Below are 24,851 nucleotides of genomic sequence, written 5' to 3'. Positions count from 1 at the left end.
GTAACGTCACCGGGCGAACGCACGGCTGGAAACAGGCCCTGAACACCCTCGTGATGTTCTACGGCGACCGGATCAGCCTCAACTAGAAACCGACCACCGCCTCACCCACGAAAAATCAGACAGGCCCGGCAGCCGGAGCCGTGTGGCACAGAATTTCCCCACGGGGTTGATCTTTCGGAGCCGGTCGCGCTCGATGATGTCTGCTGAGGTGCGACCACCGTCTCGCCTCAGCCGCGCGTGGTGCTGGCTTCGGCCAGTACTCCCTGGCGCGTGCTCAGAGCTAAGCGCCGACAACGAACAGGGACAGCACCACCGTGCCGAGGACCAGCAGCATGACGAGTCCGATGCTGAGCATGGTCCAGTCGATCGCGATCCTGGTTCCCGCGCCGTGCTGCGGTGTGGTCATGCTGCGTCCCCCTAACCCCTGAGTCGTCGATGAGGCCCCAACCGCGATTGGCCGGGGTGCCGTCAGTAGTGAACCGCCTGGACGCGACCTCGACATGTGCCAAAAGTCCCGCCATCTCGGCGATCACCCGCAGTCTGATCACCATTCGGCATGAAACCCCGACCTCCCCGGCGGCACAGCGACGCAGAACACACCGGATCGTGTCGTCCGCCGCCGCCCCGACGGCTCAGGCTCCGCAGCAGCCCGCGTCCGAGGCGGAGACGGATCCGGCGAAGCCGGATGCGGCTGAGGCCCTGGCCTTGGCCCGCGGCGTCGACGCCGAACTGGGCTATTGCTCCGATCGCGACCGCGCCGCTATCGGGTGTTCGAAGTGTTTATGCGCCCGCGCACACGACAGGGCTCCAGCACTGCCGAGGACGTTCGCCTCCTCGAGACGTCCCCGCCCGCAAGCGCGGTGATCGCCCCCAACACTCGGCTGATCACCGGCCCCACGCCGAACTGAGCGACCTCGTTCTGGCAACCGGGGCGAACATGACCTCCCGCCCCGTTGCGGAGTTCAGCGTTCGTCGGGGCAACGGACGTTGACCGCATCCCTCCTCTCAGTTCCCGATGCGTCTCCCCGCGTCAGCGCCGCCGGCCGTGGTGGTGCGGTCTACGGGGCGGGCGGGCGGAGGACAGAACCGCGCAGGTGATCACGAGCGCGGTCAGCACCATCGCGGTGGCGATCGCCTCGATCACAGAGGTGGTGAGCATGGTCAGCTCCTGGGTTCGACGTGTTTGGAGCCGCGGGCGTAGAGGCTGGTCAGGGTGACGGTCGCGAGGACGAGCACGATGACCACCAGCGAGATCGGCGTGGGGATCTCCGGGACTGCAGGCCAGATTCCGTGGGCCCAGTGCAGCACCAGCTTGAGACCGATGAGCCCGAGGATGATCGCCAGGCCGTGGTTGAGGTGGGTGAGCTTGGCCAGCGCGGTGTGCAGGACGAAGTACAGGGCTCGCAGCCCGAGCAGGGCGAAGGCGTTGGTGGCGAACACCAGGTACGGGTCCTCGGTGATCCCGTAGACGGCGGGTACCGAGTCGACGGCGAACACCACGTCGGTGGCGAACACCGCTACGACCACGACGGCGAACGGCGTCAACGCCCGCCGCCCGGCCTCGCGCACCGTGATCCGCGGCCCGTGGTAGTCGTCGGTGACGGGCATCAGCCGGCGCAGGAAACGCACGGATCTCAGCTGGGAAACGTCGCGGTCGAACGCGGTACCGGCCAGGGCCTCGCGCAGGATCTTGGCCGCGGTGACGAACAAGATCGCGCCGAACACCAGGAAAGCCCAGGTGCCCGCCTGCAGCAGGGCGGCGCCCAAGGCGATGAAGATGCCACGCAGCACCAGCGCCCCGACGATGCCGTACAACAGCACGCGCTGCTGCAGCGCGGGCGGCACGGCGAATCCGGCCAACAGCATCATGAACACGAACAGGTTGTCGACCGACAGGGATTTCTCGACCACGTACCCGGTGAAGAACTCCAGAGCCGGAGTCCCGCCGTACCAGGCCCACAGCACCAGAGCGAACAGCAGCGGTAAGAGAACGTAGAACACCGACCAGCCGAGAGCCTCTCGGAGTCGGACCTCATGGGGCTTGCGGGTGATGGCGAAATCAAGGGCCAGCAGACCCAGCAGGACGGCGATGCTGATCGCCCACATCCACGCGGAACCCACCGACGGCTCAGCAGCCGCGATCACAGAACTGGGCATGACCACTCCCGAACAGCACGTAGCGGTTCGGGGTCTCCTTCGCCCTACTGTCCGAGCGGCCTGCCGGGGACACCGAAGATGTCCGTGCTGACCAGCAGTACCCGCGGAAGTACTCCCCCCTCGGCAGTATTGACCCCGGACAGCGAGTTGTAAAAAGGATCTGCCCGGCGACCGGCGATGAAGCGCAAGCCGAGCGTGCAAGCCACCGGGCCATCGCCGTGGTGCTCGGGTTCACAGGCTTCGGCGTGAACGCGGCGCTGAACTCCCGGGTCTTCGGGATCCCCCCGGGCACGCCGACCCTGGCCGCGGCCGGGAGCACCGCCGCGTTCAACGTCGGCATCACCGTCGGTCCCTGGCTCGGTGGCCTCGCGCTCACCGCCGGATACGGCTACCCCGCCATCCCGTGGATCAGTGCGGCACTGGCCTCCGTGGTCCTGGCGCTGCTCGTCGTCGAAGTCGCAGCGCGGCCGCATCGAGGAGCGCAGCAAGAAGCTCCGAGCACGGTGGCTCTGGTCAGAGGCCCGTTGATCAGCAGGGCCTGCGCGCGGTTCCACGCTGTGGACGGCGCCGCCGGCCTGCGGCTTGCGCCGTATCGTCGAGGGCATCAACCATCGGGAGGCACCTTCTCTCCGGCGGCGAGGGTGTCGGCCCGGCGGCCGGATGCGACTTGATGGAGGAGCCGTGGGTACGTTCATCGAGCAGTGGCAGGACTGGCACGCCAACCGCGAGCGCGACCTCGCCGACCCGTACGGCTGGCTGGCCCTGGTCTCCCTGGACTGGCTGACCGACGTTCCCGCCACCTACCCGACGGTGCCGGGCGTGTGGTGGCAGGACGCCGAGGCCGCCTACCTCGATCCGCAGGGCGCCGAACTGTCCTACGAGGGCCAGCCGATCACCGAGGTGCAGCGCTTCGAGCTGGTCAACAGCGGAGCAGGCACCCGGGTCTCAGCCGGTGACGTGGAGGTCGAGGTGGCACGCCGCTCCGGCTACCTGATCCGAGTGCACTCACCGAAAGCCCCAGCGCTCCGCGATTTCCGAGGCGTGCCGACCTACCAACCGGACCCGAACTGGGTGATCACCGGCACTTTCGAACCGTTCGCCGAGCCCCGACCGACGACGGTCGGCGCCGTCACACCCGGCTTGAACCACGTGTACCAGGCTCCCGGTCTCGTGCGCTTCGAGCACGACGGCACCGAGCACACGCTGACCGCGTTCAACGGCAAGACCGGCAGCGGCCTCAACATCCTGTTCACCGACGCCACCAGCGGCGTGACCACCTACCCGGCGAACCGCTCCGTGGTCACCGCCGAACCGGCCTCCGACGGCACCGTCACGCTTGACTTCAACCGCGCGGTCAACCTCCCCTGCGCCTTCACCGACTTCGCCACCTGCCCGCTACCGCCGGAGGGAAACCACCTGCCGTTCGAGGTCACGGCCGGCGAACTACTCCCCTACGAGCGATCCGAACCCTGAGCGCGGCAGCTGACCATCTGTTCGAGCTTGGGGTAGGACGGCTGCGCACCCGGGTGCTGCACGCTGCGAGCGCCGACGCGGGTGGCCCACCGGGCCGCAGCGGGCAGCGAGTCGCCTCACGCGATGAAGTCGGCGTTCATCCCGTTCGATCAGCGCCTGGCGCTGATCAACGAGGTCATCAAGCCCGGCTACGCGGCTCTGCGCTCGGAGGCCCTCTTCGGCCCCGTCGCCGACCACACCCCGGCTCTCGCCTGAGCGCACCGCGGTCACGCGGCACTCCCGAGCCCTCCGCCCGGGAGTGCCGCATCCGCGGCCACCCCGGCTCTGCACCCGGGGCGCCGGATCGGGTCGATCAGTCGGCGGCCAGCGCCGTTTCGGTCTTCGACGCCTTCGCCGGGACCCGGTCCGGCAGGCCGGTGGCGTAGGTCTCCCGCAGCGCGAACGCGCACACCAGCGAGAGCACCGCGGTGCCGATCATGTACCAGGCCACCGCCGAATAGCCGCCGGTGCGGTCGAGCAGCCAGGTGGCGATGATCGGCGCGAGCGCGCTGCTGGCCAGCGTGCCGAGCGTGTACCCGAAGGAGATGCCCGAGTACCGGATCTTCGTCTCGAACGCCTCCGCGAAGAACGCGGCGAGCGGGCCGAACGCGGCGGAGAACCCGGTGCAGATCGCCAGGTACCCGATCGCGGCCGCGAGGAACGAACCGGTGTCGAGCAACCAGAACCACGGGAAGGCCAGCGCACCCATGGCCACCGTGCCGCCCGCGAAGACCGGCCGGCGGCCGACCCGATCGGACAGCGCACCGAACAGCGGCAGCGTGATGAAGGTCAGCAGCATCGCCAGGAAGACCAGCACCAACATCGAGTTTCGGCTGTACCCGAGCTGCTGGGCTCCGTAGCTGAGGCCGAAGACGGTGGTGAGGTAGAACGTCACGCCGATCGACAAGTACGCACCACCGGTCAACAGCACCTGCTTCGGATATCTGCGCAGCAGCAACGCGATCGGGAGCTTGACCACGTTCGCGTCTTCCTTCATCCGTTCGAAGTTCGGGCTCTCACCCAGCTTCAGCCGCACGATGAGTCCGAAGAGGACGAACACGCCACCGATCAGGAACGGGATCCGCCAGCCCCAAGCGAGGAACACCTCAGGCGACATGGCCCCGAAAGCGAGGAACACCGCGTTGCCGAGCATCAGGCCCGCAGGCACACCCATCTGCACCCAGCTGCCGTAGTAGCCACGACGACCGGCCGGCGCGTGCTCGACGGCCATCAGCACCGCACCGCCGTACTCGCCACCGAGCGAGAGACCTTGGAGGAACCGCAAGGTGACCAGGATGATCGGCGCGGCGACACCGATCGTCTCGTAGCCGGGGAGCACTCCGACCGCGAACGTCGTCGTCCCCATGATGCTCAGGGTCAGCACCAGCATCGACTTGCGGCCGATCTTGTCCCCGAAGTGCCCGAACAGCACACCGCCGATCGGCCGGGCGACGAACGCCGCGGAGAACGTCACGAAGGACAACAACGTGCCGATCAACGAGTCGAACTGGGGGAAGAACAGCTTGTTGAAGACGAGTCCGGCGGCGGTGCCGTAGATGAAGAAGTCATACCATTCCACGGTGGTGCCGACGGCGCTGGCGAATCCTACTTTTCCGCTGCGCGAGATCAGGGACATCAGCATTCCTTGGTTTCGGAGGTGTCATTTCCGGTGATGCATCGCCGAGAAGCGTCTTCGCGATTCCCGCGTTGCGACACCTCCACCTGGAGGGGTTCGTTCTCGCGGTTCTAGGCGCACCATTCGCGCAGCACGAAGTGAGCGATGGCGAGGTCAAGACGACGCCGGTTCTCCGGTGTGCCCTAGTGAGGTGCCGGAAAGGTCGTGCCCCCCACCGAGGACTCGGCGCGCACCGGGCCGGGATGAATCCGGAGGCCGGTTTCGCGGAACCAGGCCTGGGCCACGCCCGCGTCCAGTTGATCGCCGGTGGCGAGCAGCCGGCGCAGGGCCGAGTGCCGGAGGCTCCCCAAGTCGGCCCCTGCGAGCTGCGCGTACCACGAGCCCGGTGCGGACACCGTGGTCACCGGGAACCGTTCGAGCAGCGCGCGGTCCTGGTCACCCCCGGTCTCGTCGACCAGGATCGCCGCCCCAGCCGACCACGGGTGGACCAGGCCGAGCAGGAAGCCGGCGACCGTCTCCCGCGGGATGCCGTTGAAGTGCAGGTCGTCCGCCCGCAGGTCCAACCGCTCCAGGCAGAGATCGGCCCGTTCCCGCGACAGATCGGTCCGGCCGTGCGCGGAGACCGGCGCGGTGCCGGTGAACAGCACCGGATCTCCCGGCACCACCGGTTCGTGCTCAGATTCCTCCAGGTGCATCACCGCGTGGTAGTTCACCGCGTCAGCGCGGGGCAGGCCACCGACGCAGAGCACGTGCCGCACGGAGGGGCAGGCCCGCCGGGTGGCCAGAGCCGCCTCGAGATGCGCCTCGTCGACCACGAGCAGTCGAGCGGTTGAGCCTGTCGCCATGGCCGTCAGCCCGGCTGCCCCCGCACCGGAGGGGACCGGCGCGAACGAGACACCCGCCCGCATCGCCCCGACTGCCACCTCCCACCACTCGGGCACGAACGGCAGCAGCACCACGACCGACTCTCCCACCGCGACTCCGAGGTTCGCGAGAAGATTGGCGAACCTTTCGACCCGGTCCGCGAAATGGCCGAAGGTCAGCAGCCGATGTCGTCCGTCTCGGCGTGCCCAGACCATCGCCGGTCGCGCCGCGCGGTCCGCCCAGGTGTCCACGAGTTCATCAGCCCAGTTCGATCTCGCACATTCCTCAGCGAACGAATGAGCACTTATCACGGCACGCACCTCCTCCCTTTTCAGGCAGCACGGCCGCTGCGGGAAATTCCCGCGGCGTTCGGATCAACGATCGTTCAGAGCAACCGGAGCTCGTGCGCCTTGGCGATGGCCTCCACTCTGTTTCGCGCGTTGAGCTTCTGCATCGCCGTCTGCAGGTAGGTCTTCACGGTGCTGCGCGCGAGGGTGAGCTGATCGGCGATCTCCGGGTTGTTGTGCCCCATCGCGGCGAACCGCAGCACCTCATACTCCCGCTTGGTGAGGCCGACCCGGAACAGCAGTTCGGGCGTCGCGGAGGCATGCCTGCCGGTCAACCGGGGATCGACCACCCGGACCCCGCGTGCCACCCGGCGGACCGCGGTGGAGAAGTCACCCCCGGTGATGTCCTTGACCAGGCAACCGTCCGCGCCCGCCTCGATCAGCACGTCGATCGCACCGTGGTCGGCGAAGGCCGTGAAGAGAAGGATCTTTGCGCGAGGAGCCACCCGTCGCAAACAGGTGACCAGCTCTGGCGCCGGCATGTCCGGCAGCCGCAGGTCGAGCAGGATCACCTCGGCCGGCACATGCTGCGCGACCTCGATCGCCTCATGCCCGGTGCTCGCGCTGCCGACCACGGTGATCAACGGATCCTCGGCCGCGAGCAGTTCGACGCCCCCGCGGATCACCGGGTGGTCGTCGACCACGAGCACTCGGACTTCGGTCTGGTCATTCATCGTCGGCACCTTCGACCAAGCAGGGCAACCAGGCCCGCACCGTGGTTCCGCCGTCCTCGTCGCCGGTGATCGACACGCCGCCACCCACCCGTTCCATCCGGCGCACCGACAGCGGCAGGCCGAGATGTCCGGTCTTGACCGGGTCGCAGTTCGTCCAGCCCTGCCCGTCGTCGGCGACGGCTACTGTGAGCTGTCCGTCCGCGACGACCACGCTCACCACCACGGTCGACGCCCGCGCGTGCTTCTCCACGTTGACCAGCGCTTCCCGCACGACGCTGGTGAGCGTCTCGACGCGGCCGGGCGGGAGTTCTGGGATCTCGGCGAGCGCGACGAACCTGGCCGGGATCCCGGCCCGCTCCTCGAACGCCTCGCAGTCCTCCTGGATCGCCACCGCGAGCTGCCGCTCAGGGGGCTGCTCGTTGAGCTGCGCCAACGAGCTGCGCAGCATCGCGGTGACCGACTCGACCTGGCGTTCGACCTCGTCGATCCGGCCACGGATCCGGTCGAGGTCCTGCATCGAGCGCAGGCTGCGCAGTTCCGCCCCGATCCGGAACAGCATCGGGCTGACCGAGTCGTGCAGTTCAGCCGCCATCCGCCTGCGATCGGCGTCCAACGCGACACCCGTCTGCATCTTCGCCCGGTGCGAGCTGATGAGCGAAACCGAGGCGGCGGCCGCGGCCTCCTCGAGCTGGGCGATCACCTGGTCGCCGAACGACGCCTGGCTGCGGATGCCCACGTAGACCGCGCCGAGCACCTCCCGGTCGTAGATCATCGGGACGGCGAGCATCGCCCGCAGGCCCTCCTGAGCGACCAGCTCGTCGAACTCGTGCGTGATCGCGTTCGACGACTGGTAATCCCGCACCCACACCGGCCTGCGCTGGGCGATGCTCTTACCGCCCAGCCCGAGCCCTTCGGGAACGACGAGCCGGTGCAGCGCCGTGCTCATCGTGCCCTGCCAGCTCCGGTGCACCATCCGGTTCCCCGTTTCCACGCGGCCGACCAGCGACATGTCGAACGCACCGAGCTCCCGGATGCGGCGGGCGACGGAATTCATCGCGACCGAGTCGTCCAGCAGCACCAGCAGCTCGGAGTGCCGGAGTGCGAGCTGGTCGAGCACGGTGTCCGCATCGGTTTCCGAAACACCCGCCATAGCAGTCTCTCCTCGTTGAGATTTGCCCGATATTAGCCCGGGTGGTGCCTTCAGCATTAGCCCGAGCGGGGCCTACAGAGCTGTAGGTTCGATGACTCCCCGTAGCACCAGCAGGCTCTCCATGAGGAAGTAGTCGCCCCACACCAGCTCGTTGTCGGTGGCCAGGTCGCGCCGGTAGTCGAAGCAGCCACCGGCGAGGATCCCGGCAGGCCGGGTGTCGTCCTCCCCCACCGGGGTGAGGAAGCGCGTGACCAGGGCATCCACCATCGCCAGCGCCCGCTCGCGGTAGTGCGTTCGGTCCGGCGCAAGCACGGACAGCTTCAGCAACGCGGCCGCGGCGATGGCGGTCGCCGAGGTGTCCCGCGGGGCCTCGGCGTCGAAGTCCCAAGGTGCGATGTGGTCTTCGGGCAGGTGTTCCAGCCACCAGTCCGCCACCGTGAGCGCCGTGCCCAGGAAGTCCGGCGACACCCACCCGGCGGCCTGGCCGAACCCGAGCATGGCCCAGGCCTGGGCACGGGCCCAGGTGCTGTCATCGGCGAGTCCCTTGTGCGTGTACCTGCGGAGCAGCGCGCCGGTGCGCTCGTCGAAGGCCGCCGACTGGCAGACCGACCCGTCCGCGCGCACGCAGTACTCGATGTGCCGCTCGGCGTGGCGCCGGGCGATCTCGGCGAGCTCCGGCTGCTCCAGTTCGGCTGCTGCCCACGCGAGCAGCGGCACCGTGCCGGGTACCGCGTCGATGTTCGCCGCGCCCTGGCCCACCGCGTCCGCCTCCTCGGCCTCGGCGCCAAGCGGGATCACCCCGGCGTCGTGGTTGAAGGTGGCCGCGAGTCCTCGTGCCCCGGCCAGCGCGGAATCGCGTGCCGCTGCGCTCTTCCCGGTCAGCCGCGCCACCCCGGCGCCGTAGAAGAACAGGAAACCGCGGAACGCGGTGTCCGAGCTCGCCCGCGTGGTGAGCCGACGGGCGACGTCGTCGGAAAGCTCGGCGTAGCGGGCCTCGCCCGTGGTGACCGCGCCGAGCGCGAGCAGGCCGCCCCAGAACCCACCCGTCCAGTGGCCGTCCTGGGAGAGGGTCCACTCCCCGGTGTTCTGGTCGGCGTAATGCGGGAAGCCCCGGGTCGCCGCCTGCGCGGTGACCCCGGCCCGCGACAGCATCCGGGTCACGGCTTCGTCGAAGCGCCTCATGGTCTCCGGGTTCATCGCGGTCATGACACCGCCCCGCTCACCAGGACCGGCTTGAGGGTGATTCCCGAGCGCATGTCGGCCAGCGCCTCGTTCACCGCGCCCAGCTCGTACCGGGTGACCAGTTTGGACAGGTCGAAGCGCTGCACCAGTTCGGGCACGGAACGCACGTGTTCGAGGTGGTTCTTCGGGGAGAACGCCCAGCTCCCCATCACCTGGAGCTGCTTGCGGGTGATCAGGTGCGGGTTGAGCGGGGTCGGGCCGTGGTCGGTGTACTGCCCCACGACCAGGTATTTCCCACCCCTGCGGGTCAGGTCGATGCCCTCGGCCACTGCGGCCGGGACACCGGTCGCCTCGATCACGATGTCCGCGCCGCGGCCGTTCGGCGTCTCGGCGAGCACCTTGGCCAGCCGGGTCTCCGCGTCGGTTTCGGCGAAGATGTCGACGTGCACGTCACCAATGCCGACCGCGCGTGCCACCTCGAGCCGGTTGGCCGGTCCTCCGACGACGATCACCTTCGCCGCGCCCGCCACCGTCGCGTACATCGCGGCGGCCAAGCCGACCGGTCCACTGCCCTGCACGACCACGACGTCGCCCTCTCGGGGCTTGCCGATGCCCAGCACGGCGTGCGCGACCGTCGGACCTGCGCAGCCGAGCGCGATGACCTGCTCCGGGGTGACGCCTTCGGGTAGCCGCACGATGGTCGAGCCGGGCTGGAGGTAGATCTGCTCGGACCAACCACCGGACAGGTGCGGCCACCGGGCGCAGCTCTGGTTGATGCCGTAGACCTTGCGGGTCTCGCAGAGCGAGGGCTCGTCCTCCTGCGCGCAGTAGAAGCAGCTGCCGCACGGGATGTTCGAGGCCCAGGAGACCAAGTCGCCCTCGCGGAGCGGCGCCCCGGTGGCGTCGGTGCGCACTCCGTCCCCGAGCCACCTGATCCGGCCGACGGCCTCGTGCCCGAGGACCACCGGCAGTGGGATCGGAAGCTTTCCCTGCTGCAGGTGCGTGTCCGTGCCGCAGATCCCGGCGTGGCTGACGTCGACGACGACCGCGCCCGCTTCCGGCTGCACCTCCGGGAAAGAGGTGATCTTCAGTTCCGCGCCGAACTCCTCGAGCACGGCAGCTTTTCGCTCGCTCACTTGCTTGTCTCCCTGCTCCAGCCGCCTGTCGGCCGTGTTGTCGGGCGTCAACGGAGGGCACCGCTCTGCCGCAGACCGTCGATCTCGGTGTCGGTGAAGCCGCACTCGCGCAGCACCGGCTCGGTGTGCTGACCCACCTCGGCGACACCCCTGGTGATCGTGGCCGGGGTGCGGGAGAGCCGCACCGGGTTCCCCAGGATCCGCGTGGAGGCCCGGCTCCCGATCTCCACGCGGGTGATCGTCCCGTTCTCCAGCACCTGCGGGTGCTGCAGCGCCTCCTCGAGGGTGAGCAGCGGCGCGGAAAGCAGGTCCGCCGAGTCGAACCGCTCGATCGCCTGCTCAGTGGTGAGCGCGCGGACGTCGTCCCGCAGCACCTCGTTGGCCTGTTCCTTGTTGCGGGCCTGCAAGTCGGCGGTGGCGAACTCGGGCCGACGGCTCAGGTCCTCCACCTCGAGTGCCTTGCACAGCAGGTGCAGCGCGTTGTCCCGGAACAGGCCCAGCACGGTGACCATGCCGTCCTTGGTCTCGAAGACCCCGCTGTACCAGTCGGTCACCCAGTTCGTCTCCCGCTCGTACATGAGAGTGGAGGCGCTCTCCAGGGTCTGCAGGGCGAGCGCGGTGTCGAGCAGGTTCACGCTCACCTTCTGTCCGCGCCCGGAGCGTTCTCGTTCCAGCAGCGCGGCGAGGATCCCCTGCGCCAGCGCCATGCCCGAGGCGTAGTCGACCACCGGCACCGGCATGATGTGCGCGGTCAGGTTCGGGTCGCCGACCGTGCGCGCCATCCCGCTCAACGACTGCGCGAGCATGTCCTGGCCGGCCTTGTGCGCGTACGGACCGGTCTCGCCGAAACCCGAGGCGGAGGCGTAGACCAGCTTCGGGTAGCGCTCGGACAACTCCTCGTAGGTCAGCCCGAGCCGTTGGACGGCCGCAGGACGGTAGCTGTGCACGAGCACGTCGACCTGCTCCAGCAACCGGTGCAGGGCCGCCATGCCCTCGCGGGTCTTCAGGTTCAACCCCACGCTTCGCTTGTTCCGGTTGACCGCCACGAAGTAGGAGCACGGTTCGCGCGCCTCGACCGCTTCGCGGTCCAGCGAACGCATCATGTCACCTTTGGCCCCGCGCTCCACCTTGATCACCTCGGCGCCGAAGTCGCCGAGCACCTGGGCCGCGAGCGGGCCCTGCATGATCTCGCCCAGGTCCAGAACCCGGATTCCGGTGAGTGCTTGTGCCTGCGTCATCACCGCACCTGCTTCGCGTAGACGTCCTTGGCGATGACCAGGCGCTGGATCTGGTTGGTCCCCTCGTAGATCTGGGTGATCTTGACGTCGCGCATCATGCGCTCCACCGGGTACTCGCGGGTGAAGCCGTAGCCGCCGTGCAGCTGCAGCGCGTCGATGGCCACCGACATCGCGTTGTCGCTGCACAGCAGCTTCGCCATGGAGACGTGGGACCGGGCCCGGGGGTCACCGACCGAGATCAGCTCGACAGCGCCGTAGAGCAGCGCGCGGGCGGACTCGATCTTCACCGCCATATCGGCGACCATCCCGCGGAGCATCTGGAAGCGGGACAGCGACTGGCCGAACTGCTCGCGCTCGGCGGTGTAGGCCACAGCCTGGTCGAAGGCCCCCTGCGCGATGCCCAGCGCCTGCGCGGCGATCAGGGCGCGGCTGACGTTGAGCTCGCCGTTGATGTAGCGGTACCCCTCTCTCGGGTCGTCGACCACGCGACGGGCCGGGATCCGGGCATCCTCGAGGATGACGTCGGCGGTCGGGCTGCCGCGCATGCCCATCTTCTTCTCGTGCGGGCCGAAGGACACCCCGGAGTCGTCGCGGTGCACCATGAACACGCCGAAGTCCCGTTCACCGGTGCGGGCGAGCACGGCGTACCACTCCGCCCACGGTGCGTTGCTGATGAACCGCTTCTGTCCGTTGAGGACCCAGTCGCTCCCCTCCTGAGCGGCGGCGGTCGTGATCCCGGAGAGGTCGGACCCGACTGTCGGCTCCGTCATGCACCAGGCCGCGCCCGCCTCGCCGGAAGCCACGCGGGGCACCACCTCCTCGCGCAACTCGGCCGATCCGTGACTGACCACAGTGGATGTTCCCGCCCAGTTGACGAGCAACACCAGTGCGGAGCTGCCGCAGGCCGCGGCGACCTCTTCCACCGCGATCACCTGCGACAGCAGGTCGCCGTCGGAGCCGCCGAGCTTCTCGTCGTAGGGCAAGCCGGGCAACTCCGCCTCTCGCAACGCCTGCCACGCCTCCGCCGGGAAGCGTTCGTCGCCGTCCACGTCGGCGGCGTGCGGCGCGATCCGGTTGGAGGCCAGCTTCCGCACGCTGTCTCGGAAATCTTGGTACTCGGTGTTCATCTGCTTCACCTACTCATCGAAAGTCTTCCCAACAGGTGCGCCCTCGTCACACCGGCGGCCAGCGCAACCCCTTCACGGCGCCATCGCCGGCCGAGCCGACCGCTTTCCGGGCATCCTCCGGCGGGATGCCGAAGCGCCCCAGCACCCGCTCGGTGGCGTCCTCGGTGTCCGTCTCACCCACCTGCGCCGCGGAACGCGAGTACACCGGCACCGCAGGGACCGAGTCGGTGCGAAAGCCTTGGTACCGTTGCGAGATCTGGCGAAACCCGGCCAGTTCGCGCGGTTCCAGAACCGGGGTCACGCAGGCGTCGATCTCGGCGAAGAACTCGGTCCACTCGGCCATCGTGCGGGTCCCGAACGACGCGTCGAGCTGTTCGGTGATCATGTCCCAGTTCGCCGGGTCGAAGTGGTTGGGCACCTCGCCCAGGTCCAGCGCCTGCCAGAGGTTGGCGAAGAACGCGTTCTCCAGCGCACCGACCGCCACGTACCGGCCGTCGGAGCAGGCGTAGCAGCGGTAGGCCGGCATCGACCCGGCGAGCACGCCCGACCCGCGCCCGGGCAGCGATTCCCCGCCCCAGTCCGCGAAGTTCATGCCCATCATGGACAGCACGCCGTCGACCATCGCCGCGTCGAGGTACTGGCCATGCCCGGAACGTTCTCGCTCGTAGAGAGCGCCGACGATGCCGAAGGCCGCGAGCAACCCGCCGCCGGCGAAGTCGGCGACCAGGTTCAGCGGCGGCACCGGCGGGCCATCCGCCGGGCCGAACGTGCCCAGCGCACCGCCGATCGCCAGGTAGTTGATGTCGTGGCCGGCGCGCCCGGCCAGCGGGCCGGTCTGCCCGTAGCCGGTGACGCTGCAGTAGATCAGCCTCGGGTTGATCTCGCCGAGTTCGGCGCGACCCGCACCGATCCGGTCGGCGACCCCGGGCCGGAAGCCCTCCATGAACACGTCCGACTCGGCGACCAGGCGGCGCAACGCCGCGCGTCCCTCATCCGCCTTGAGGTCGAGGGTGATGAATTCCTTCCCTCGGGAGAGCGCGGGGACCGGCAGACCGGAGCGGCCGCCGCCGATCGCGATCACCTCGGCGCCGAGATCGGCCAGCAGCATGCTGCCGTAGGGCCCGGGAGCGAGCCGGGTCATGTCCAACACCCGGATTCCGGCGAGCGGTCCCGTCCGACCGGTCATCGGGCACCGCCCGCCGACACGAGTTTCCGGTGCTCGGAAAAGAGTTGGGAGCAAACCAAAACCGTCCTCCTCATCGAGGTCGTGGCGATTCGCGTCCAACCATGCTCACCCGGCCCGGACGCACGCCGGTACCTCCACCTGGAGGTGCCGATTTCGGCAGGTCATGGCGAGCGCCGGCCCCCGCGTTCGGCAGGAACCCCCTGCAGAAGAACGGGTGCACGAGCACAACGGAGGAGGGGGCGACGAGCACGTCCGGCGCCGCGGAGGTGGACACCCCATCGGAGAAGCACGAGGCGGTCCTCCGCGAGCTGTCCGCGGACCCGCCACCACGAGAGGCGCACCTCGGTCGCTGCGGCGTCGGGGTGCGCAACTCGCCGCGTGGGGCGGCGCTCCCCGGCTCTCAGCCCGGCCTGGTGGGCGGCCGGGTCATGGTGATCTTCGCGCTCGGTGGCCTCGCCCCTGGGAGTTCCCGCTGAAACGCGGCTGGCGCACCGCGTTCCATCTCGGCGCGGTCAGGCGGGGTGGATCTTGCTCGGCCGGTACCCGAGCGCGGTGCTGGCGTCGTGCCCGGCGGCGACGACCAGGGGCGCGATCTTGTCGACGTCGTCCTCGGTCACCCGCTGCGTCGGCGCACCGATTCCGAGCACCGCCGCCAACTCCCCGGCGTGGTCGAACACCGGCGCGCTGATCGAGCCGACGCCTTCGTGCCGCTCCTCGAAGGACGCCGCGTAGCCCTGGGCCCTGGCGAGCTCGACCTGCGCGTCCAACACGTCGAGGTCGATCGGCGTGTGTGCCGTGTACCTCGACAGGCCTTCCCTGACCACGTCCGCGCGCGCTGCGGGGTCATGGGCCAGGAAGACCTTGCCCGGGGCACCTGCGTGCAGCGGCATCACCATGCCGACTTTGAAGAGGCGCATCACGATGTGACGGGTTTCCGCCACGGCGATCACCGTTCTGAACGCACCGTCGCGCACGTAGAGGCACGCGGTCTCGCCCGTCTCATCGCACAACCGCTGCAGCACCGGCTTCGTTCGCTGCACGACGTCGAGCCCGAACGTGCCGGGCGCGGCGAGCTGCACCAGCGTCAGCCCGATCCGGTAGCGGTCCCCGGAGCGGTCCAGGAAGCCTTCGCGCACGAGGTTGTGGACCAAGCGCTGGCAGGTGCTCTGATTCAACCCGCTGAGCTGCATGATCTCACGCAGGTTCGGTTCAGGGGCCGTGACGGAGAAGCAGTCGAGGATCCGCTTGATCTTCTCGAGCACCAGCAGCGGCGGAGTGCCTGGACCTCGCTCGGTCACCTCTGCGCGCCCCTCTCGGAAGGTCTGGAGCCGGCACGCTCGCGCCGGGGTCTTGACATGGACTATAGCAATTCACATTATGAGTCCGCGACTCACGATGTAATGATTGTGAGAGGTCGGAGCCACCTGGCCCGCGACGAATGAGGAGAACCATGACCACCCAGCACCCCGTCTGCGACAGCGACTCCCCGGCGAAGCTGCCCGGCGTCTCCCGGATCGGCCTGATCGTGCCGAGCTCGAACACCACGATGGAGACCGAACTCCCCGAGCTGTTCCGCAGGCAGGCAGCCGCGACGGGCCACGTCTACACCTTCCACTCCGCGCGCGCCGGGATGCGGACGGTCAACAAGGAAGAGCTGGCGGCCATGGTCGGGAAGGCCGCCGACTGCGCGACCTCGGTCTCCGACGCCCAACCGGACGTCATCGCCTACGCCTGCCTGGTCGCGGTCATGGCCCAGGGGCCAGGAGCGCACCGAGAGTCCGAGCAGGTCATCGCCGACGCGGCCAAGAACAACGGCAACCCCGCGCAGGTCGTCAGCAGCGCCGGCGCGCTGGTCCGCTCACTGACCGAGATCGGCGCGAAGAAGGCCGTCATGGTCACCCCGTACATGCGTCCGCTCACCGCGACGGTGCGCCAGTACATCGAGAGCGAAGGCATCGAGATCCTCGACGACGTCAGCCTCGAAGTCGACAACAACGTGGCGGTCGGCCGACTTGACCCGGAGAAGCTGCCCGCCATCGCCCGCGACCTGCGGCGCGAAGGCGCTGACGCGGTGATCTTGTCCGCCTGCGTGCAGATGCCCTCGCTCGCCGCCGTCCAGCGCGCGGAGGACGAGCTCGAACTGCCGGTGATCACCGCGGCAACGGCCACGACCCACGAGATCCTGAAGGCGCTGGGTCACCACCCGGCCATCGCAGGTGCCGGGAGCCTGCTCGCCGGCCCGAACTCCGCTCTCTGAACCCGTCCACTCCGAAAGGACAACGATGTCCCTTGCGGTTGCTTCCTTCCTGATCTTGGTGGCCGCGTTCCTCGTGGGCGCGGTCACCAACATCAACGCCGGGCTCATCGCCATCGTCGCGACCTTCGGGGTCGGACTGCTGCTGACCGACCTCGACACCGACACCGTCATGGGCTTCTTCCCCGCCGACCTGTTCTTCATCCTGGTCGGCGCCACCCTGCTGTTCTCGATCGTCCGCGTCACCGGGACGATCGACATGCTCGCCGCGTGGGCTGAACGGCTCACGGCCGGGCGGCGCTCTCTCGTGCCGGTCATCATGTTCGCGCTGACCGCGCTGCTGGCGACCGCCGGAGCGTTCACGCCCGCGGCGGTCGCGATCGTCGCTCCGGTCGCTCTCGCCCTCGGGCGGCGCTTCGGGATCAGCACCCTCGCGATGGGCCTAGTCATCGTCCAAGGCGCCAACGCCGGGGCCTTCTCCCCGGTCAACCCGTTCGGCGTGGTGGCGAACGAGATGCTCGACGCGGCCGGTGCTGCGGAGGGCTCCCTGCGGCTCTACCTCTACTGCTTCGTCTTCAACGCGTTGCTCGCGGTGGCCGGCTACGCCGCCGTCCAAGCGTGGACCGTCCGGCGACGCGCGAAGCACGGAGGTCCGGACGCTGACGACGACCCGGTCGACGACTCCGAACACGCCGGTGGCGGCACCGCGGTCGCGACGCGGGCCGAGCCGGTGACGGCCGCCGAGGTCACCCCCATGCGGTTGGCGGTCCTCGGTGGTGTCGCGGCGCTGCTGCTGCTGACGTTGGTGTTCAACATGGACGTCGGGGTCTCCGCACTGGTGATCTCGCTGGCCCTCATCGCGTTGCGGCCCAGCGTCCAGAAGCCGGCCATCGAGGGACTTCCGTGGTCGGCGGTGCTGCTCGTCACCGGCATCGTCATGTACGTCGGCCTGCTGAAGGAGATCGACGCGATCGACGCGCTGGGCAACGCCATCGAGGGTTCGGGTGCCAGCTCGACGGCGACCTTGGCCACCAGCTACGTCGTCGGCGTCCTGTCCGCTTTCGCCTCGACGACCGGCACTCTCGGAGCGATCAGCCCGGTCGTGGCGCCGCTGGCCGCGGACCCGGTGCTGGGACCCATCAGCGTCATCACCACGATCGCGATCGCCTCGTCCGTGGTGGACGTCAGTCCTATGTCGACGAGCGGCGCCCTGCTGCTCGCGAGCGCGGAACCCAAGAACGAGAAACCGTTCTTCCGCATGCTCCTGATCTGGGCCATCGCGATGATCGCCATCGTCCCCGGTCTCGCGTGGCTGGTCTTCGTCCAGCTCGGCATCGGCTGATCGCGCGCGGTCGCCTCTCGGCACCTGAGAACAGCCAACGGCGTGCGATCGGCCAGCGGCTCGGATCCGGAACGACCACCTTCCGAATCACCCGGCCGACGCCCGCTGAGGAGGACGGTCACCCGTCACCTCCCTCAGCGGGCGTCGGCATCGACCTCGCCACCACCTCGGCCGCGTTCGTTCGCCCCCACCAGCACCAACGGATCAGCCCAGCACGAGCGCGACCGACGGCTAGTTGTACTGACCTGAGAGGTTGGATACGCGGTTGGCGGGTGGGCCGCCGATGCTGGTGTGGTGGCGGTGATGGTTGGGCGAATTCGAAAGATCGTCGCAACGACGCTGGTCAATGCCCTGAGGCAGTCACTCTAGCGAGTGCTTGTGCTGGCGTGGTCCAGCCCAGGCCTTTGCGTGGGCGGTGGTTGAGTTCGGCCGCGACCGTTGCCAGGTGCTCGACGGTGTGGACGGTGAGATCAGTTCCCTTCGGGAAGTACTGGCGCAGCAGGCCGTTGGCGTTCTCGTTGGATCCGCGTTGCCAGGGCTTGCCTGGTTGGCAGAAGTAAACCGGGATCCCGGTGGCGGTGCTGAACTCCTGGTGACGGCCCATCTCCCCACCTTGGTCCCAGGTCAGGCTGCGGCGAACGCTGTTCGGCAGTGCGGAGAACTGCGTGACGAGAGCGTCACGCACTTGTTTGGCGTTGTGCCCGTCTGGAAGGTGCAGCAGGACCACGAACCGAGTGGTGCGCTCGATGAGCGTTCCGATCGCCGACTTATTGTTCTTGCCGGTGATGAGATCACCTTCCCAATGTCCTGGCACGACACGGTCGTTGACCTCCACCGGCCGATCAGTGATCGACTGTCCGGGCTGGACGAACTTGGTTGCCCGCTGGGAGCCGCGTCGGCGCCGTTTGCGACGCAGACGTCCACTACGCAGCGTGTGCTTAAGCGCCACTCGAGTCAGTAGGTGGTCCGACGAGTAGAGAGCTTGATAGATCGTCTCGTGACACAGTCGCATCGACGGCCGGTGAGGGAAGAGCTCTGGCAGCATGCAGGCGATCTGCTGCGGACTCCATCGTGATCGCAGACAGTGCTGGACGAACTCGCGCAGCTCGTGATCTGTGGCCAGCTTGCCGAGGGCGGGCCGCGCTCGGCGTTCCCGCGCACGCTGTTGAGCCCGGTAGGGGTGATACTTGCCGGTCTGTGGGTCGCAGTTGCGGCGAATTTCCCGGCTGATGGTCGAGGGGCTGCGGCCCAGTTCGGTCGCTATGGAACGAATGCCGAGCCCTGTGGCACGGCGATCCGCGATCGTGACCCGCTCATCCTCGGACAGGAATCGATCGGAAATCTCAATGGCCGGCGTGATCGGAGCGTAGATGCGCTTCGACCCGTCATGGCCGATCACTGTGCGGCCGAACCGCCACCGGATGCCGGTGCCGCGCGAGACGCCGACCGTCCGGCACGCCTCCGAGTTGTTCATTCCCATCGCCATGAGGCGAAGGTAGTGATCACGCTTCTCGGTCAACGGACCCGATGACCCGGGGGGCTTAGGTGGAACCACAGCAACTCCCTGAAAGGACAGGTGTTGCGACCACCTCTAGAACGCCCCGTTGTAGTCGTGGAGCCAGCCGGGCAAGGCGGCGCGCCGTTGGGTCTCGGTGCTGTAGGGCTGGGCGTAGGCCCATTCATCGAGCAGGGTGCGGTGGAAACGCTCGACCTTGCCGTTGGTCTGGGGCCGGTAAGGGCGGGTCCGCTTGTGGCTGATACCGGCCGTGTGCAGCGCTTCTTTCCAGGGGCGGGATCGGTAGCAGGCGCCGTTGTCAGTCAAGACTCGCTGGATCTGGATGCCCGCTGCCGCGAACCATGCTTGCGCTCGTTTCCAAAAGGCTGTTGCGGTGGTTGTCGTTTCGTCGGGCAGGATTTCGGTGTAGGCCAACCTGCTGTGATCGTCCAGGGCGGTGTGTAGGTAGGCATAACCCAGCTTCGCCCGCGGGCTGGTGCTGTTGTTGGCGATGGGCCAGAGCCGGCGCGCAGGCCGTCGAACGCGCGCTCACCGTGCTGCGCGCCCTCGAGGACAGCGAAGATCCCCTCGGGTCACCGAACTGGCCCGGCAGACCGAGCTGACCCCAGCACGACCCACCGGCTGGCGAAGACCCTGACCGAGAGCGGACTCCTGGCCAGGACCCGATCGCCGAGCGCTACCAGCTCGGTCCGACCCTGGTCGCCCTCGGCGAGAAGGCCGCCCAACGCCTCGGGTACTACCGGGTCCTGCCGTTGCTCCGCGAGCTGTCCGCGGCCACCGGCAAATCCATCAAACTGGGCATCCGCACCGGAAACGACGTCCACGTCGCACTGCACGTGCTATCACCGCAACCACTCCGGTTCGATCAGCCCGCCAGCACCACGGTGCCGCTGCACGTGTCGGCGATGGGAAAGTGCCTGCTCGCCCACGTCGGCGAGATCGACGACCAGGTCGACGGTCTGGACAGCCTCACGCGCGTCACCGACCGCTCGATCACGCAGCGCAACAAGCTCAAGGCCGAGCTCGAACTGGTGCGGCAACGCGGCTGGGCCCTCAACGACGAAGAGCGCAACCCCGGAGTCCGCGCGATCGCCGTGCCGGTGCTGCGCGACGGGACCGCGGTGGCAGCGATCGCGGTCCAAGGCCCCACGATCCGGCTCACCGAGGACCGCCTCGACGACATCGCCGCCCAGCTGCGCAGCACCGCCCAGACCGTGGCCCCGGGACTCGGCCGCAAGGTCATCGATCAGACCGTGAGCGAATCGGACCCGACGTAACGGCCGGCCGCTCGGGGCCGACATGGCGTGCTCGTTTCCCACGAGCGGTCAACGGGCCTGGGCGGGGCGCTCTCAAACACCGACCACGCCGTTGGACTGCAGGCTCAACGAGATCTCCTCGGCCGCATCGCAGAGGCGATTGCCGATGGCGACCTGCTCGTCTTCGGGTGTCCTCGTACCGAGGCAGGTCAGGCTCAGCGCGGCGATGACCGAACCGGTCGCGTCCCTGATCGGAGCGGCGAACCCGTTGATCGCGTCGTGGAACTCGTGGAGGTCCAGCGCGTAACCGACGTTCTCGTACTGCTTCAGGTCGCGGGAGAACTGAACGGCGCTCGTTCGGGTCTGCGAGGTGAGCTTGCTGAACTCGTGCTCCGAGAGCCACAGCTTGCGGGCCGCCGGGGGGAGTTCGGCGACCAGGACCTTGCCGAGCGAGGTGACGTGCGCTGGGAGCCGGGTGCCCACGTGGGTCACCAGGCGGACCGGGTTGGAGCGGTCCTCCACCTTCTCGATGTAGAGCACGTCGTGCCCGTCGAGCACCGCGAGGTTGCAGGTCGCGCGTTCGCGCTCGGCGAGGACCTCCATCGCCGGCCTGGCGATCTCGCGGATGTCCATGAACTCGAGGGCTGTGGCCGCGAGCGAGAACAGCTTCAAGCCGATCCGGTATCGCTGCAGGTCGTCACGAACGACGAACCCTCGGGCCGCCAGGGTCTGCAGAAGCCCGTGCGCACTGCTCTTGGGAATGTCGAGCGCCTGAGCGACCTCCATCAGCCGCATCGGGGTTCTGCGTTCCCCGAGCAGTTCGAGCAGGGCGGCGACGCGCTCCGCCGACTTCACCGCACCGTCGCTGGCGGCCATCTACCCCTCCTCACCCACGTCCGTGCTGGGATAACAATACCGGTCCGGTCCGCGACCCTCACCGACCACGCCGTTCGCCCTCAGCGTCTCGATCTCACCAGCCGAGTAGCCGAGCTCACCGAGAACCGCAGCGGTGTCCGCCCCGAGCGCCGGGGGTGCCACGTGCGCCACCGGCCATTCCGGTTCGGCTCGCACCGGCGTTCGAAGGACCTCCAATCGGCCGGCGTCCGGCATCTCGACGTGGGCGGTGATGCCGGGACGCGACCGCAGGGCCTCGCTCGGGCCGCGCACGGGTAGCTCCGCTCGCCCCGCCCCGCTCTCCGCGGAGCGGCCGAGGGCCAGGCTCAGCACGTGGTCGACCTGCGCGAACAGCTCCGCGTCCAGGAGGTTCAACTCGAGCAGGGCCCCGCGTCCAGTGCGACGCCTGCGCACCAGCGCGCTGCTGATGCTCAGCGCCGCCATCACTCCCGCAGCGAAATCGGGCAGGCTGACCGCCATTCGGAGCGGGCGTTCGCCTTGTGCGCAGCCGAGCAACATCGCCCCGGAGAGCGCTTGGACGATCGGGTCGTTGCCCGGTCTCGCCGCGTACGGCCCGGTCTGGCCGAACGCGGAGATCGCGCAGTAGACGAGTTGCGGGTTCTCCCCCCTGAGCCGGGTGGCGTCCATCTGGAGCTTCGGGGCGACGGAGGGCCGGAAGTTCTGCACCACCACATCGGCCGCGGTCACGAGCCGGTGCGCCACCGCCCGGCCCTCGGGTTGTTTCAGGTCCAGCTCGACGCTGCGCTTGTTGCGGTTGAAGGCAAGGTAGATCGCGCTGTGCGGCCCCTGGTAGACGGCTCCCATGCGTCTGCCGATCTCGCCGACGCGGGGTGGTTCGATCTTGACCACCTCCGCGCCGAGGTCGGCGAGCAGCATCGTGCACCAGGGGCCGGCGACGAAGTGGGTGAAATCGACGACTCGCACGCCCTCGAGCGGCAAGGCCGCGCCTGCGGAGTCGTCCACGGCGGCGGAGCTCATGACAGCAACGACCGCGCGATGATGTTGCGCTGGATCTGATTGGTGCCCTCCACGATCTGCAGCCCCTTGGCCTCACGCATGAAGCGCTCCATCGGGTAGTCCGTGGTGCAGCCGTAGCCGCCGAGGACTTGAAGCGCGTCGACGGTGACCTGCATGGCCATGTCGGTCGCGAAGGTCTTGGCCATCCCGATCAGCGGTGCCGCGTCCTTCGTCGACGCTCCGGCGTCCAACGCCGCCGCCGAGGTGTAGAGCAGTTGTCTGGCCGCTTCGATCTGGATGCGCATGTCGGCGAGCATCCACTGCAATCCTTGGTGCTCGGAGATCGTTCTGCCGAAAGCGACGCGGTTCTTCGCGTAGTCGACCGCGTTGTCCAGCGCGCCCTGCGCCAGACCGATCGCTCGTGCACCGACCAGCGGGCGAACCTTGGTGAAGCAGGTCGCTGCGGTGATGAATCCCTGTCCTTCCGCCCCGAGCCTGTTGTCATCGGGGACGAACACGTCGTCGAACGACACCGCGCACGAGGGGATCGCCCGCCCACCGATCTTGTCCTCGGGTTTCGCGATCTGCACACCGTCGGCGTTGGCGTCGACGATGAACGCGGTGATCCCCTTGCCGCCGGCTGCCGGATCCGTTTTCGCGAACGTGACGAAGTGGTCCGCCACGGCCGCGTTGCTCGCGAACACCTTGTTCCCGGTGATCCGGTACCCACCCGGAACCCGCTCGGCGCGTGACTGCAGCGAGGCCATGTCCGATCCCGCCTCCGGTTCGGTGTTGGCCGTCGAGAACTTGCACTCACCGCGGAGCAGCGGCGGCAGGAAGCGCTCCTTCTGCTCCGGCGTCCCGGCGTGCGAGATGGCGTAGAACGGCTGCCAGGTCATGACCAGCAGGTACGAGGTGTTGTAGCAGACGCGGGTGAGTTCCTCGATCACCAGGCAACAGGTGAGCATGCCTTCGCCGGAACCACCCAGTTCGACGGGGAAGGGCAGGCCGAGCGCGTCCTGCGCGAGGAGCAGTTCCAGCATGTCCTGCGGGTACTGCTTGCGCTGGTCGCGCTCACGGGCGCCCGGTGCGACCTTGTCGCGAGCGAGTTCCCTGGTGGCGAGTTGGAACCGCACCTGGTCTTCGGTGAGGCTGTACTGAGCCGTGGGATGGGTCTGGGCGGTCATCAGCGGATGCGCTCCTCGTTGTTGGTGGACAGGGACAACAGCGACCAGTCATCGTGCGAGCAGCGGTAGAGCGCCTCGACGATCCAGTAGTTCCCGTAGGGCATGACGTCCTCGAGCGGGAATCGCGAGATCCCCGCACCGGCCTTCTCCGGTGGCAGCCGCCCCCAGCTGCCTCGCAGCAGGACCCCGCCGGGCGAGAGGTAGTGAGCCACGAGCTCGTCGATGATCGCCCTTCCTGCGGGCAGCGCCCAGGACGCGGATGCCGGGTCCAGCGCTGCGAGCTTCAGCAGCGCGTTCGCCGAGATCGCCGCGCTGCAAGAATCCCGGGGCACGTGCGGGATCGCCGGGTCGCCGAAGTCGTAGTGGGGAACGTTGTCCGCCGGCAGGTGCTCGACGTACCACCGGCTCGCAGCCCGCGCGACGTCGAGGAATTCGGCGTCGCCGGTGGCCTCGAACGCGTTGGTGTAGTTGTGCATCGCCCACGACTGCCCACGCGCCCACGTGGTCGAGTCCGAACATCCCTGCATGTTGTAGCGCCGTCGAGGCTCGGCGGTGCCCGGCCGGAACTCGATCGCTTGGTACACCGAGCCGTCGTCCCGGACGATTCCCGCCCGGAGCAGAGCCCGGTTGTGGCACACCGCGAAGTCGAGCAGCGCGGGTTCGCGTTCCGCGGCCCAGTAGAACGGCAGCAGGTTCAGACCGGTGTCGATGACCGCCCGGTTGACTCCCGGAACCTGCAGGAAGGCGTCGATCTCGGGGACGAAGTTCTCGGCGTACCGGCGGGTCGCGGCCAGCGCTGCGTCCGCGAGGTCGCTGTCACCCGTGACCCGGGCTCCGAGACAGGCCGAGTAGAACAGATCGCTACCCGCGGCCGAGAACTTCGGCGGCCTGGCCGCCAACGTCCGGGCGACCGTGCGGCTGACCACATCGGCGGCCTGCCGGATGCGGTCGTCGGAGAAGTGCTGGGCGGTCAGCCACAGTCGTCCGGTCAGAAAACCCGCCCATTGGAAGCTCGCCCAATGATCGGGGTCGTAGGACTCCCCCCGTTCGTACCCGCCGGTGAGGTAGCTGAAGGTCGGTATCCCGCCTGGAGCGGTGGTTTCGATCAAGCTGAGGACGTCGCTCGCTCCGATGCGGATCGAGTCGAACGCCGCGGCGATCTCATCGTTGTGCTTCACCGTGTGCTCTTTTCGCGGTCAGCAGTGCGGACGTCCT

Annotated in this window: 24 protein-coding genes and 2 pseudogenes; 7 read left to right on the top strand and 19 right to left on the bottom strand. The window is 68.4% G+C overall.

Annotated features, from left to right (window positions below):
* Nucleotides 1–280: 280 nt before the first annotated feature.
* The 3 genes from KBO27_RS34305 to KBO27_RS17090 all read right to left on the bottom strand — a co-directional run bounded on the left by KBO27_RS34305 (nucleotide 281) and on the right by KBO27_RS17090 (nucleotide 2,157).
* A complete protein-coding gene (locus tag KBO27_RS34305) occupies nucleotides 281–406 on the bottom strand; it encodes a hypothetical protein (protein ID WP_281420796.1) in 126 nt (41 codons plus the stop codon).
* 624 nt (nucleotides 407–1,030) lie between these two features.
* On the bottom strand, nucleotides 1,031–1,159 hold the full coding sequence (locus tag KBO27_RS34300; protein WP_281420795.1) for a hypothetical protein: 129 nt from the start codon (nucleotides 1,157–1,159) through the stop codon (nucleotides 1,031–1,033).
* A gap of 2 nt (nucleotides 1,160–1,161) precedes the next feature.
* Entirely contained in the window at nucleotides 1,162–2,157 is a 996-nt protein-coding gene (locus KBO27_RS17090; protein ID WP_210970980.1) for a TerC/Alx family metal homeostasis membrane protein, read from the bottom strand.
* Nucleotides 2,158–2,378: 221 nt separating this feature from the next.
* On the opposite strand from KBO27_RS17090, the gene KBO27_RS17085 reads away from it, so the two are divergent.
* The 3 genes and pseudogenes from KBO27_RS17085 to KBO27_RS17075 form a co-directional block, all read left to right on the top strand.
* Nucleotides 2,379–2,828, top strand: a complete 450-nt coding sequence (locus KBO27_RS17085) for a hypothetical protein (protein WP_210970979.1) — start codon at nucleotides 2,379–2,381, stop codon at nucleotides 2,826–2,828.
* Between the two features lie 10 nt (nucleotides 2,829–2,838).
* Nucleotides 2,839–3,630, top strand: coding sequence for a DUF1684 domain-containing protein (locus tag KBO27_RS17080; protein WP_210970978.1), 792 nt, complete (start codon nucleotides 2,839–2,841; stop codon nucleotides 3,628–3,630).
* Nucleotides 3,631–3,747: 117 nt separating this feature from the next.
* Nucleotides 3,748–3,885, top strand: a pseudogene (locus KBO27_RS17075) (adenosine deaminase); the annotation flags it as partial.
* A gap of 97 nt (nucleotides 3,886–3,982) precedes the next feature.
* Here KBO27_RS17075 and KBO27_RS17070 read toward each other — a convergent pair.
* The 9 genes from KBO27_RS17070 to KBO27_RS17030 form a co-directional block, all read right to left on the bottom strand.
* A complete protein-coding gene (locus KBO27_RS17070; RefSeq protein WP_210970977.1) occupies nucleotides 3,983–5,305 on the bottom strand; it encodes an MFS transporter in 1,323 nt (440 codons plus the stop codon).
* Nucleotides 5,306–5,487: 182 nt separating this feature from the next.
* Nucleotides 5,488–6,420, bottom strand: coding sequence for an AMP-binding protein (locus KBO27_RS17065; RefSeq protein WP_210970976.1), 933 nt, complete (start codon nucleotides 6,418–6,420; stop codon nucleotides 5,488–5,490).
* Nucleotides 6,421–6,554: 134 nt separating this feature from the next.
* A complete protein-coding gene (locus KBO27_RS17060) occupies nucleotides 6,555–7,190 on the bottom strand; it encodes a response regulator (protein WP_210970975.1) in 636 nt (211 codons plus the stop codon).
* Entirely contained in the window at nucleotides 7,183–8,340 is a 1,158-nt protein-coding gene (locus tag KBO27_RS17055) for a GAF domain-containing sensor histidine kinase (RefSeq protein WP_210970974.1), read from the bottom strand. The genes KBO27_RS17060 and KBO27_RS17055 overlap by 8 nt, the downstream gene beginning before the upstream one ends.
* Nucleotides 8,341–8,412: 72 nt before the next feature.
* Nucleotides 8,413–9,546: a glycoside hydrolase family 88 protein gene (locus KBO27_RS17050; protein WP_246537443.1), complete on the bottom strand. Its 1,134-nt coding sequence runs from the start codon at nucleotides 9,544–9,546 to the stop codon at nucleotides 8,413–8,415.
* A complete protein-coding gene (locus KBO27_RS17045) occupies nucleotides 9,543–10,658 on the bottom strand; it encodes a zinc-binding dehydrogenase (protein ID WP_210970973.1) in 1,116 nt (371 codons plus the stop codon). The genes KBO27_RS17050 and KBO27_RS17045 overlap by 4 nt, the downstream gene beginning before the upstream one ends.
* 47 nt (nucleotides 10,659–10,705) lie before the next feature.
* Nucleotides 10,706–11,896: a CaiB/BaiF CoA transferase family protein gene (locus KBO27_RS17040; protein WP_210970972.1), complete on the bottom strand. Its 1,191-nt coding sequence runs from the start codon at nucleotides 11,894–11,896 to the stop codon at nucleotides 10,706–10,708.
* Entirely contained in the window at nucleotides 11,896–13,023 is a 1,128-nt protein-coding gene (locus KBO27_RS17035; RefSeq protein ID WP_210970971.1) for an acyl-CoA dehydrogenase family protein, read from the bottom strand. The genes KBO27_RS17040 and KBO27_RS17035 overlap by 1 nt, the downstream gene beginning before the upstream one ends.
* 46 nt (nucleotides 13,024–13,069) lie before the next feature.
* A complete protein-coding gene (locus KBO27_RS17030; RefSeq protein WP_246537441.1) occupies nucleotides 13,070–14,209 on the bottom strand; it encodes a CaiB/BaiF CoA transferase family protein in 1,140 nt (379 codons plus the stop codon).
* A gap of 266 nt (nucleotides 14,210–14,475) precedes the next feature.
* Between KBO27_RS17030 and KBO27_RS17025 the strand changes: the two genes are divergently transcribed.
* Nucleotides 14,476–14,685: a hypothetical protein gene (locus KBO27_RS17025; protein ID WP_210970970.1), complete on the top strand. Its 210-nt coding sequence runs from the start codon at nucleotides 14,476–14,478 to the stop codon at nucleotides 14,683–14,685.
* A gap of 36 nt (nucleotides 14,686–14,721) precedes the next feature.
* Here KBO27_RS17025 and KBO27_RS17020 read toward each other — a convergent pair whose 3' ends face one another.
* Nucleotides 14,722–15,507: an IclR family transcriptional regulator gene (locus KBO27_RS17020; RefSeq protein ID WP_307870454.1), complete on the bottom strand. Its 786-nt coding sequence runs from the start codon at nucleotides 15,505–15,507 to the stop codon at nucleotides 14,722–14,724.
* Between the two features lie 152 nt (nucleotides 15,508–15,659).
* Here KBO27_RS17020 and KBO27_RS17015 point away from each other — a divergent pair, with 152 nt between their 5' ends.
* Nucleotides 15,660–16,466, top strand: a complete 807-nt coding sequence (locus tag KBO27_RS17015; RefSeq protein ID WP_210970969.1) for a maleate cis-trans isomerase family protein — start codon at nucleotides 15,660–15,662, stop codon at nucleotides 16,464–16,466.
* Nucleotides 16,467–16,491: 25 nt separating this feature from the next.
* Nucleotides 16,492–17,805, top strand: a complete 1,314-nt coding sequence (locus KBO27_RS17010) for an SLC13 family permease (protein ID WP_210970968.1) — start codon at nucleotides 16,492–16,494, stop codon at nucleotides 17,803–17,805.
* 343 nt (nucleotides 17,806–18,148) lie between these two features.
* On the opposite strand, the gene KBO27_RS17005 is transcribed toward KBO27_RS17010, so the two are convergent.
* The gene (locus KBO27_RS17005; RefSeq protein WP_372448854.1) at nucleotides 18,149–19,279 is read right to left on the bottom strand and encodes an IS30 family transposase; all 1,131 of its coding nucleotides are present in this window, start codon (nucleotides 19,277–19,279) and stop codon (nucleotides 18,149–18,151) included.
* A 117-nt stretch (nucleotides 19,280–19,396) separates the two neighbouring features.
* Nucleotides 19,397–19,777, bottom strand: a pseudogene (locus tag KBO27_RS17000) (DDE-type integrase/transposase/recombinase); the annotation flags it as partial.
* A gap of 296 nt (nucleotides 19,778–20,073) precedes the next feature.
* On the opposite strand from KBO27_RS17000, the gene KBO27_RS16995 reads away from it, so the two are divergent.
* Nucleotides 20,074–20,598 carry an IclR family transcriptional regulator gene (locus tag KBO27_RS16995; protein ID WP_210970966.1) on the top strand — a complete coding sequence of 175 codons (525 nt, stop codon included), beginning with the start codon at nucleotides 20,074–20,076 and terminating at the stop codon, nucleotides 20,596–20,598.
* A gap of 72 nt (nucleotides 20,599–20,670) precedes the next feature.
* On the opposite strand, the gene KBO27_RS16990 is transcribed toward KBO27_RS16995, so the two are convergent.
* The 4 genes from KBO27_RS16990 to KBO27_RS16975 are packed head-to-tail and all read right to left on the bottom strand — an operon-like array spanning nucleotide 20,671 to nucleotide 24,814.
* Complete coding sequence (locus tag KBO27_RS16990) at nucleotides 20,671–21,453, bottom strand: IclR family transcriptional regulator (protein WP_210970965.1); 783 nt, start codon at nucleotides 21,451–21,453, stop codon at nucleotides 20,671–20,673.
* A complete protein-coding gene (locus tag KBO27_RS16985) occupies nucleotides 21,454–22,470 on the bottom strand; it encodes a CaiB/BaiF CoA transferase family protein (protein WP_210970964.1) in 1,017 nt (338 codons plus the stop codon).
* Nucleotides 22,467–23,636, bottom strand: coding sequence for an acyl-CoA dehydrogenase family protein (locus KBO27_RS16980; protein ID WP_210970963.1), 1,170 nt, complete (start codon nucleotides 23,634–23,636; stop codon nucleotides 22,467–22,469). The genes KBO27_RS16985 and KBO27_RS16980 overlap by 4 nt, the downstream gene beginning before the upstream one ends.
* Complete coding sequence (locus tag KBO27_RS16975; RefSeq protein ID WP_210970962.1) at nucleotides 23,636–24,814, bottom strand: hypothetical protein; 1,179 nt, start codon at nucleotides 24,812–24,814, stop codon at nucleotides 23,636–23,638. The genes KBO27_RS16980 and KBO27_RS16975 overlap by 1 nt, the downstream gene beginning before the upstream one ends.
* Between the last annotated feature and the right edge of the window lie 37 nt (nucleotides 24,815–24,851).

Origin of the sequence: Saccharopolyspora endophytica (assembly GCF_018070075.1) — a bacterium.
Lineage (GTDB): Bacteria > Actinomycetota > Actinomycetes > Mycobacteriales > Pseudonocardiaceae > Saccharopolyspora > Saccharopolyspora endophytica.
Note: the sequence above shows the minus strand (reverse complement) of the source record. Positions and strands in the feature narration are given on the sequence as shown.

Bases quoted from the DNA above. Each gene is read 5' to 3' on its own strand.
- KBO27_RS16980 (WP_210970963.1), bottom strand. From the start codon at position 23,636: ATGACCGCCCAGACCCATCCCACGGCTCAGTACAGCCTCACCGAAGAC.
- KBO27_RS17030 (WP_246537441.1), bottom strand. From the start codon at position 14,209: ATGACCGGTCGGACGGGACCGCTCGCCGGAATCCGGGTGTTGGACATG.
- KBO27_RS17070 (WP_210970977.1), bottom strand. From the start codon at position 5,305: ATGTCCCTGATCTCGCGCAGCGGAAAAGTAGGATTCGCCAGCGCCGTC.
- KBO27_RS34305 (WP_281420796.1), bottom strand. From the start codon at position 406: ATGACCACACCGCAGCACGGCGCGGGAACCAGGATCGCGATCGACTGG.
- KBO27_RS17060 (WP_210970975.1), bottom strand. From the start codon at position 7,190: ATGAATGACCAGACCGAAGTCCGAGTGCTCGTGGTCGACGACCACCCG.
- KBO27_RS17090 (WP_210970980.1), bottom strand. From the start codon at position 2,157: ATGCCCAGTTCTGTGATCGCGGCTGCTGAGCCGTCGGTGGGTTCCGCG.
- KBO27_RS17040 (WP_210970972.1), bottom strand. From the start codon at position 11,896: ATGACGCAGGCACAAGCACTCACCGGAATCCGGGTTCTGGACCTGGGC.
- KBO27_RS17005 (WP_372448854.1), bottom strand. From the start codon at position 19,279: ATGAACAACTCGGAGGCGTGCCGGACGGTCGGCGTCTCGCGCGGCACC.
- KBO27_RS17015 (WP_210970969.1), top strand. From the start codon at position 15,660: ATGACCACCCAGCACCCCGTCTGCGACAGCGACTCCCCGGCGAAGCTG.
- KBO27_RS16990 (WP_210970965.1), bottom strand. From the start codon at position 21,453: ATGGCCGCCAGCGACGGTGCGGTGAAGTCGGCGGAGCGCGTCGCCGCC.
- KBO27_RS16985 (WP_210970964.1), bottom strand. From the start codon at position 22,470: ATGAGCTCCGCCGCCGTGGACGACTCCGCAGGCGCGGCCTTGCCGCTC.
- KBO27_RS17055 (WP_210970974.1), bottom strand. From the start codon at position 8,340: ATGGCGGGTGTTTCGGAAACCGATGCGGACACCGTGCTCGACCAGCTC.
- KBO27_RS17010 (WP_210970968.1), top strand. From the start codon at position 16,492: ATGTCCCTTGCGGTTGCTTCCTTCCTGATCTTGGTGGCCGCGTTCCTC.
- KBO27_RS34300 (WP_281420795.1), bottom strand. From the start codon at position 1,159: ATGCTCACCACCTCTGTGATCGAGGCGATCGCCACCGCGATGGTGCTG.
- KBO27_RS17035 (WP_210970971.1), bottom strand. From the start codon at position 13,023: ATGAACACCGAGTACCAAGATTTCCGAGACAGCGTGCGGAAGCTGGCC.
- KBO27_RS17050 (WP_246537443.1), bottom strand. From the start codon at position 9,546: ATGACCGCGATGAACCCGGAGACCATGAGGCGCTTCGACGAAGCCGTG.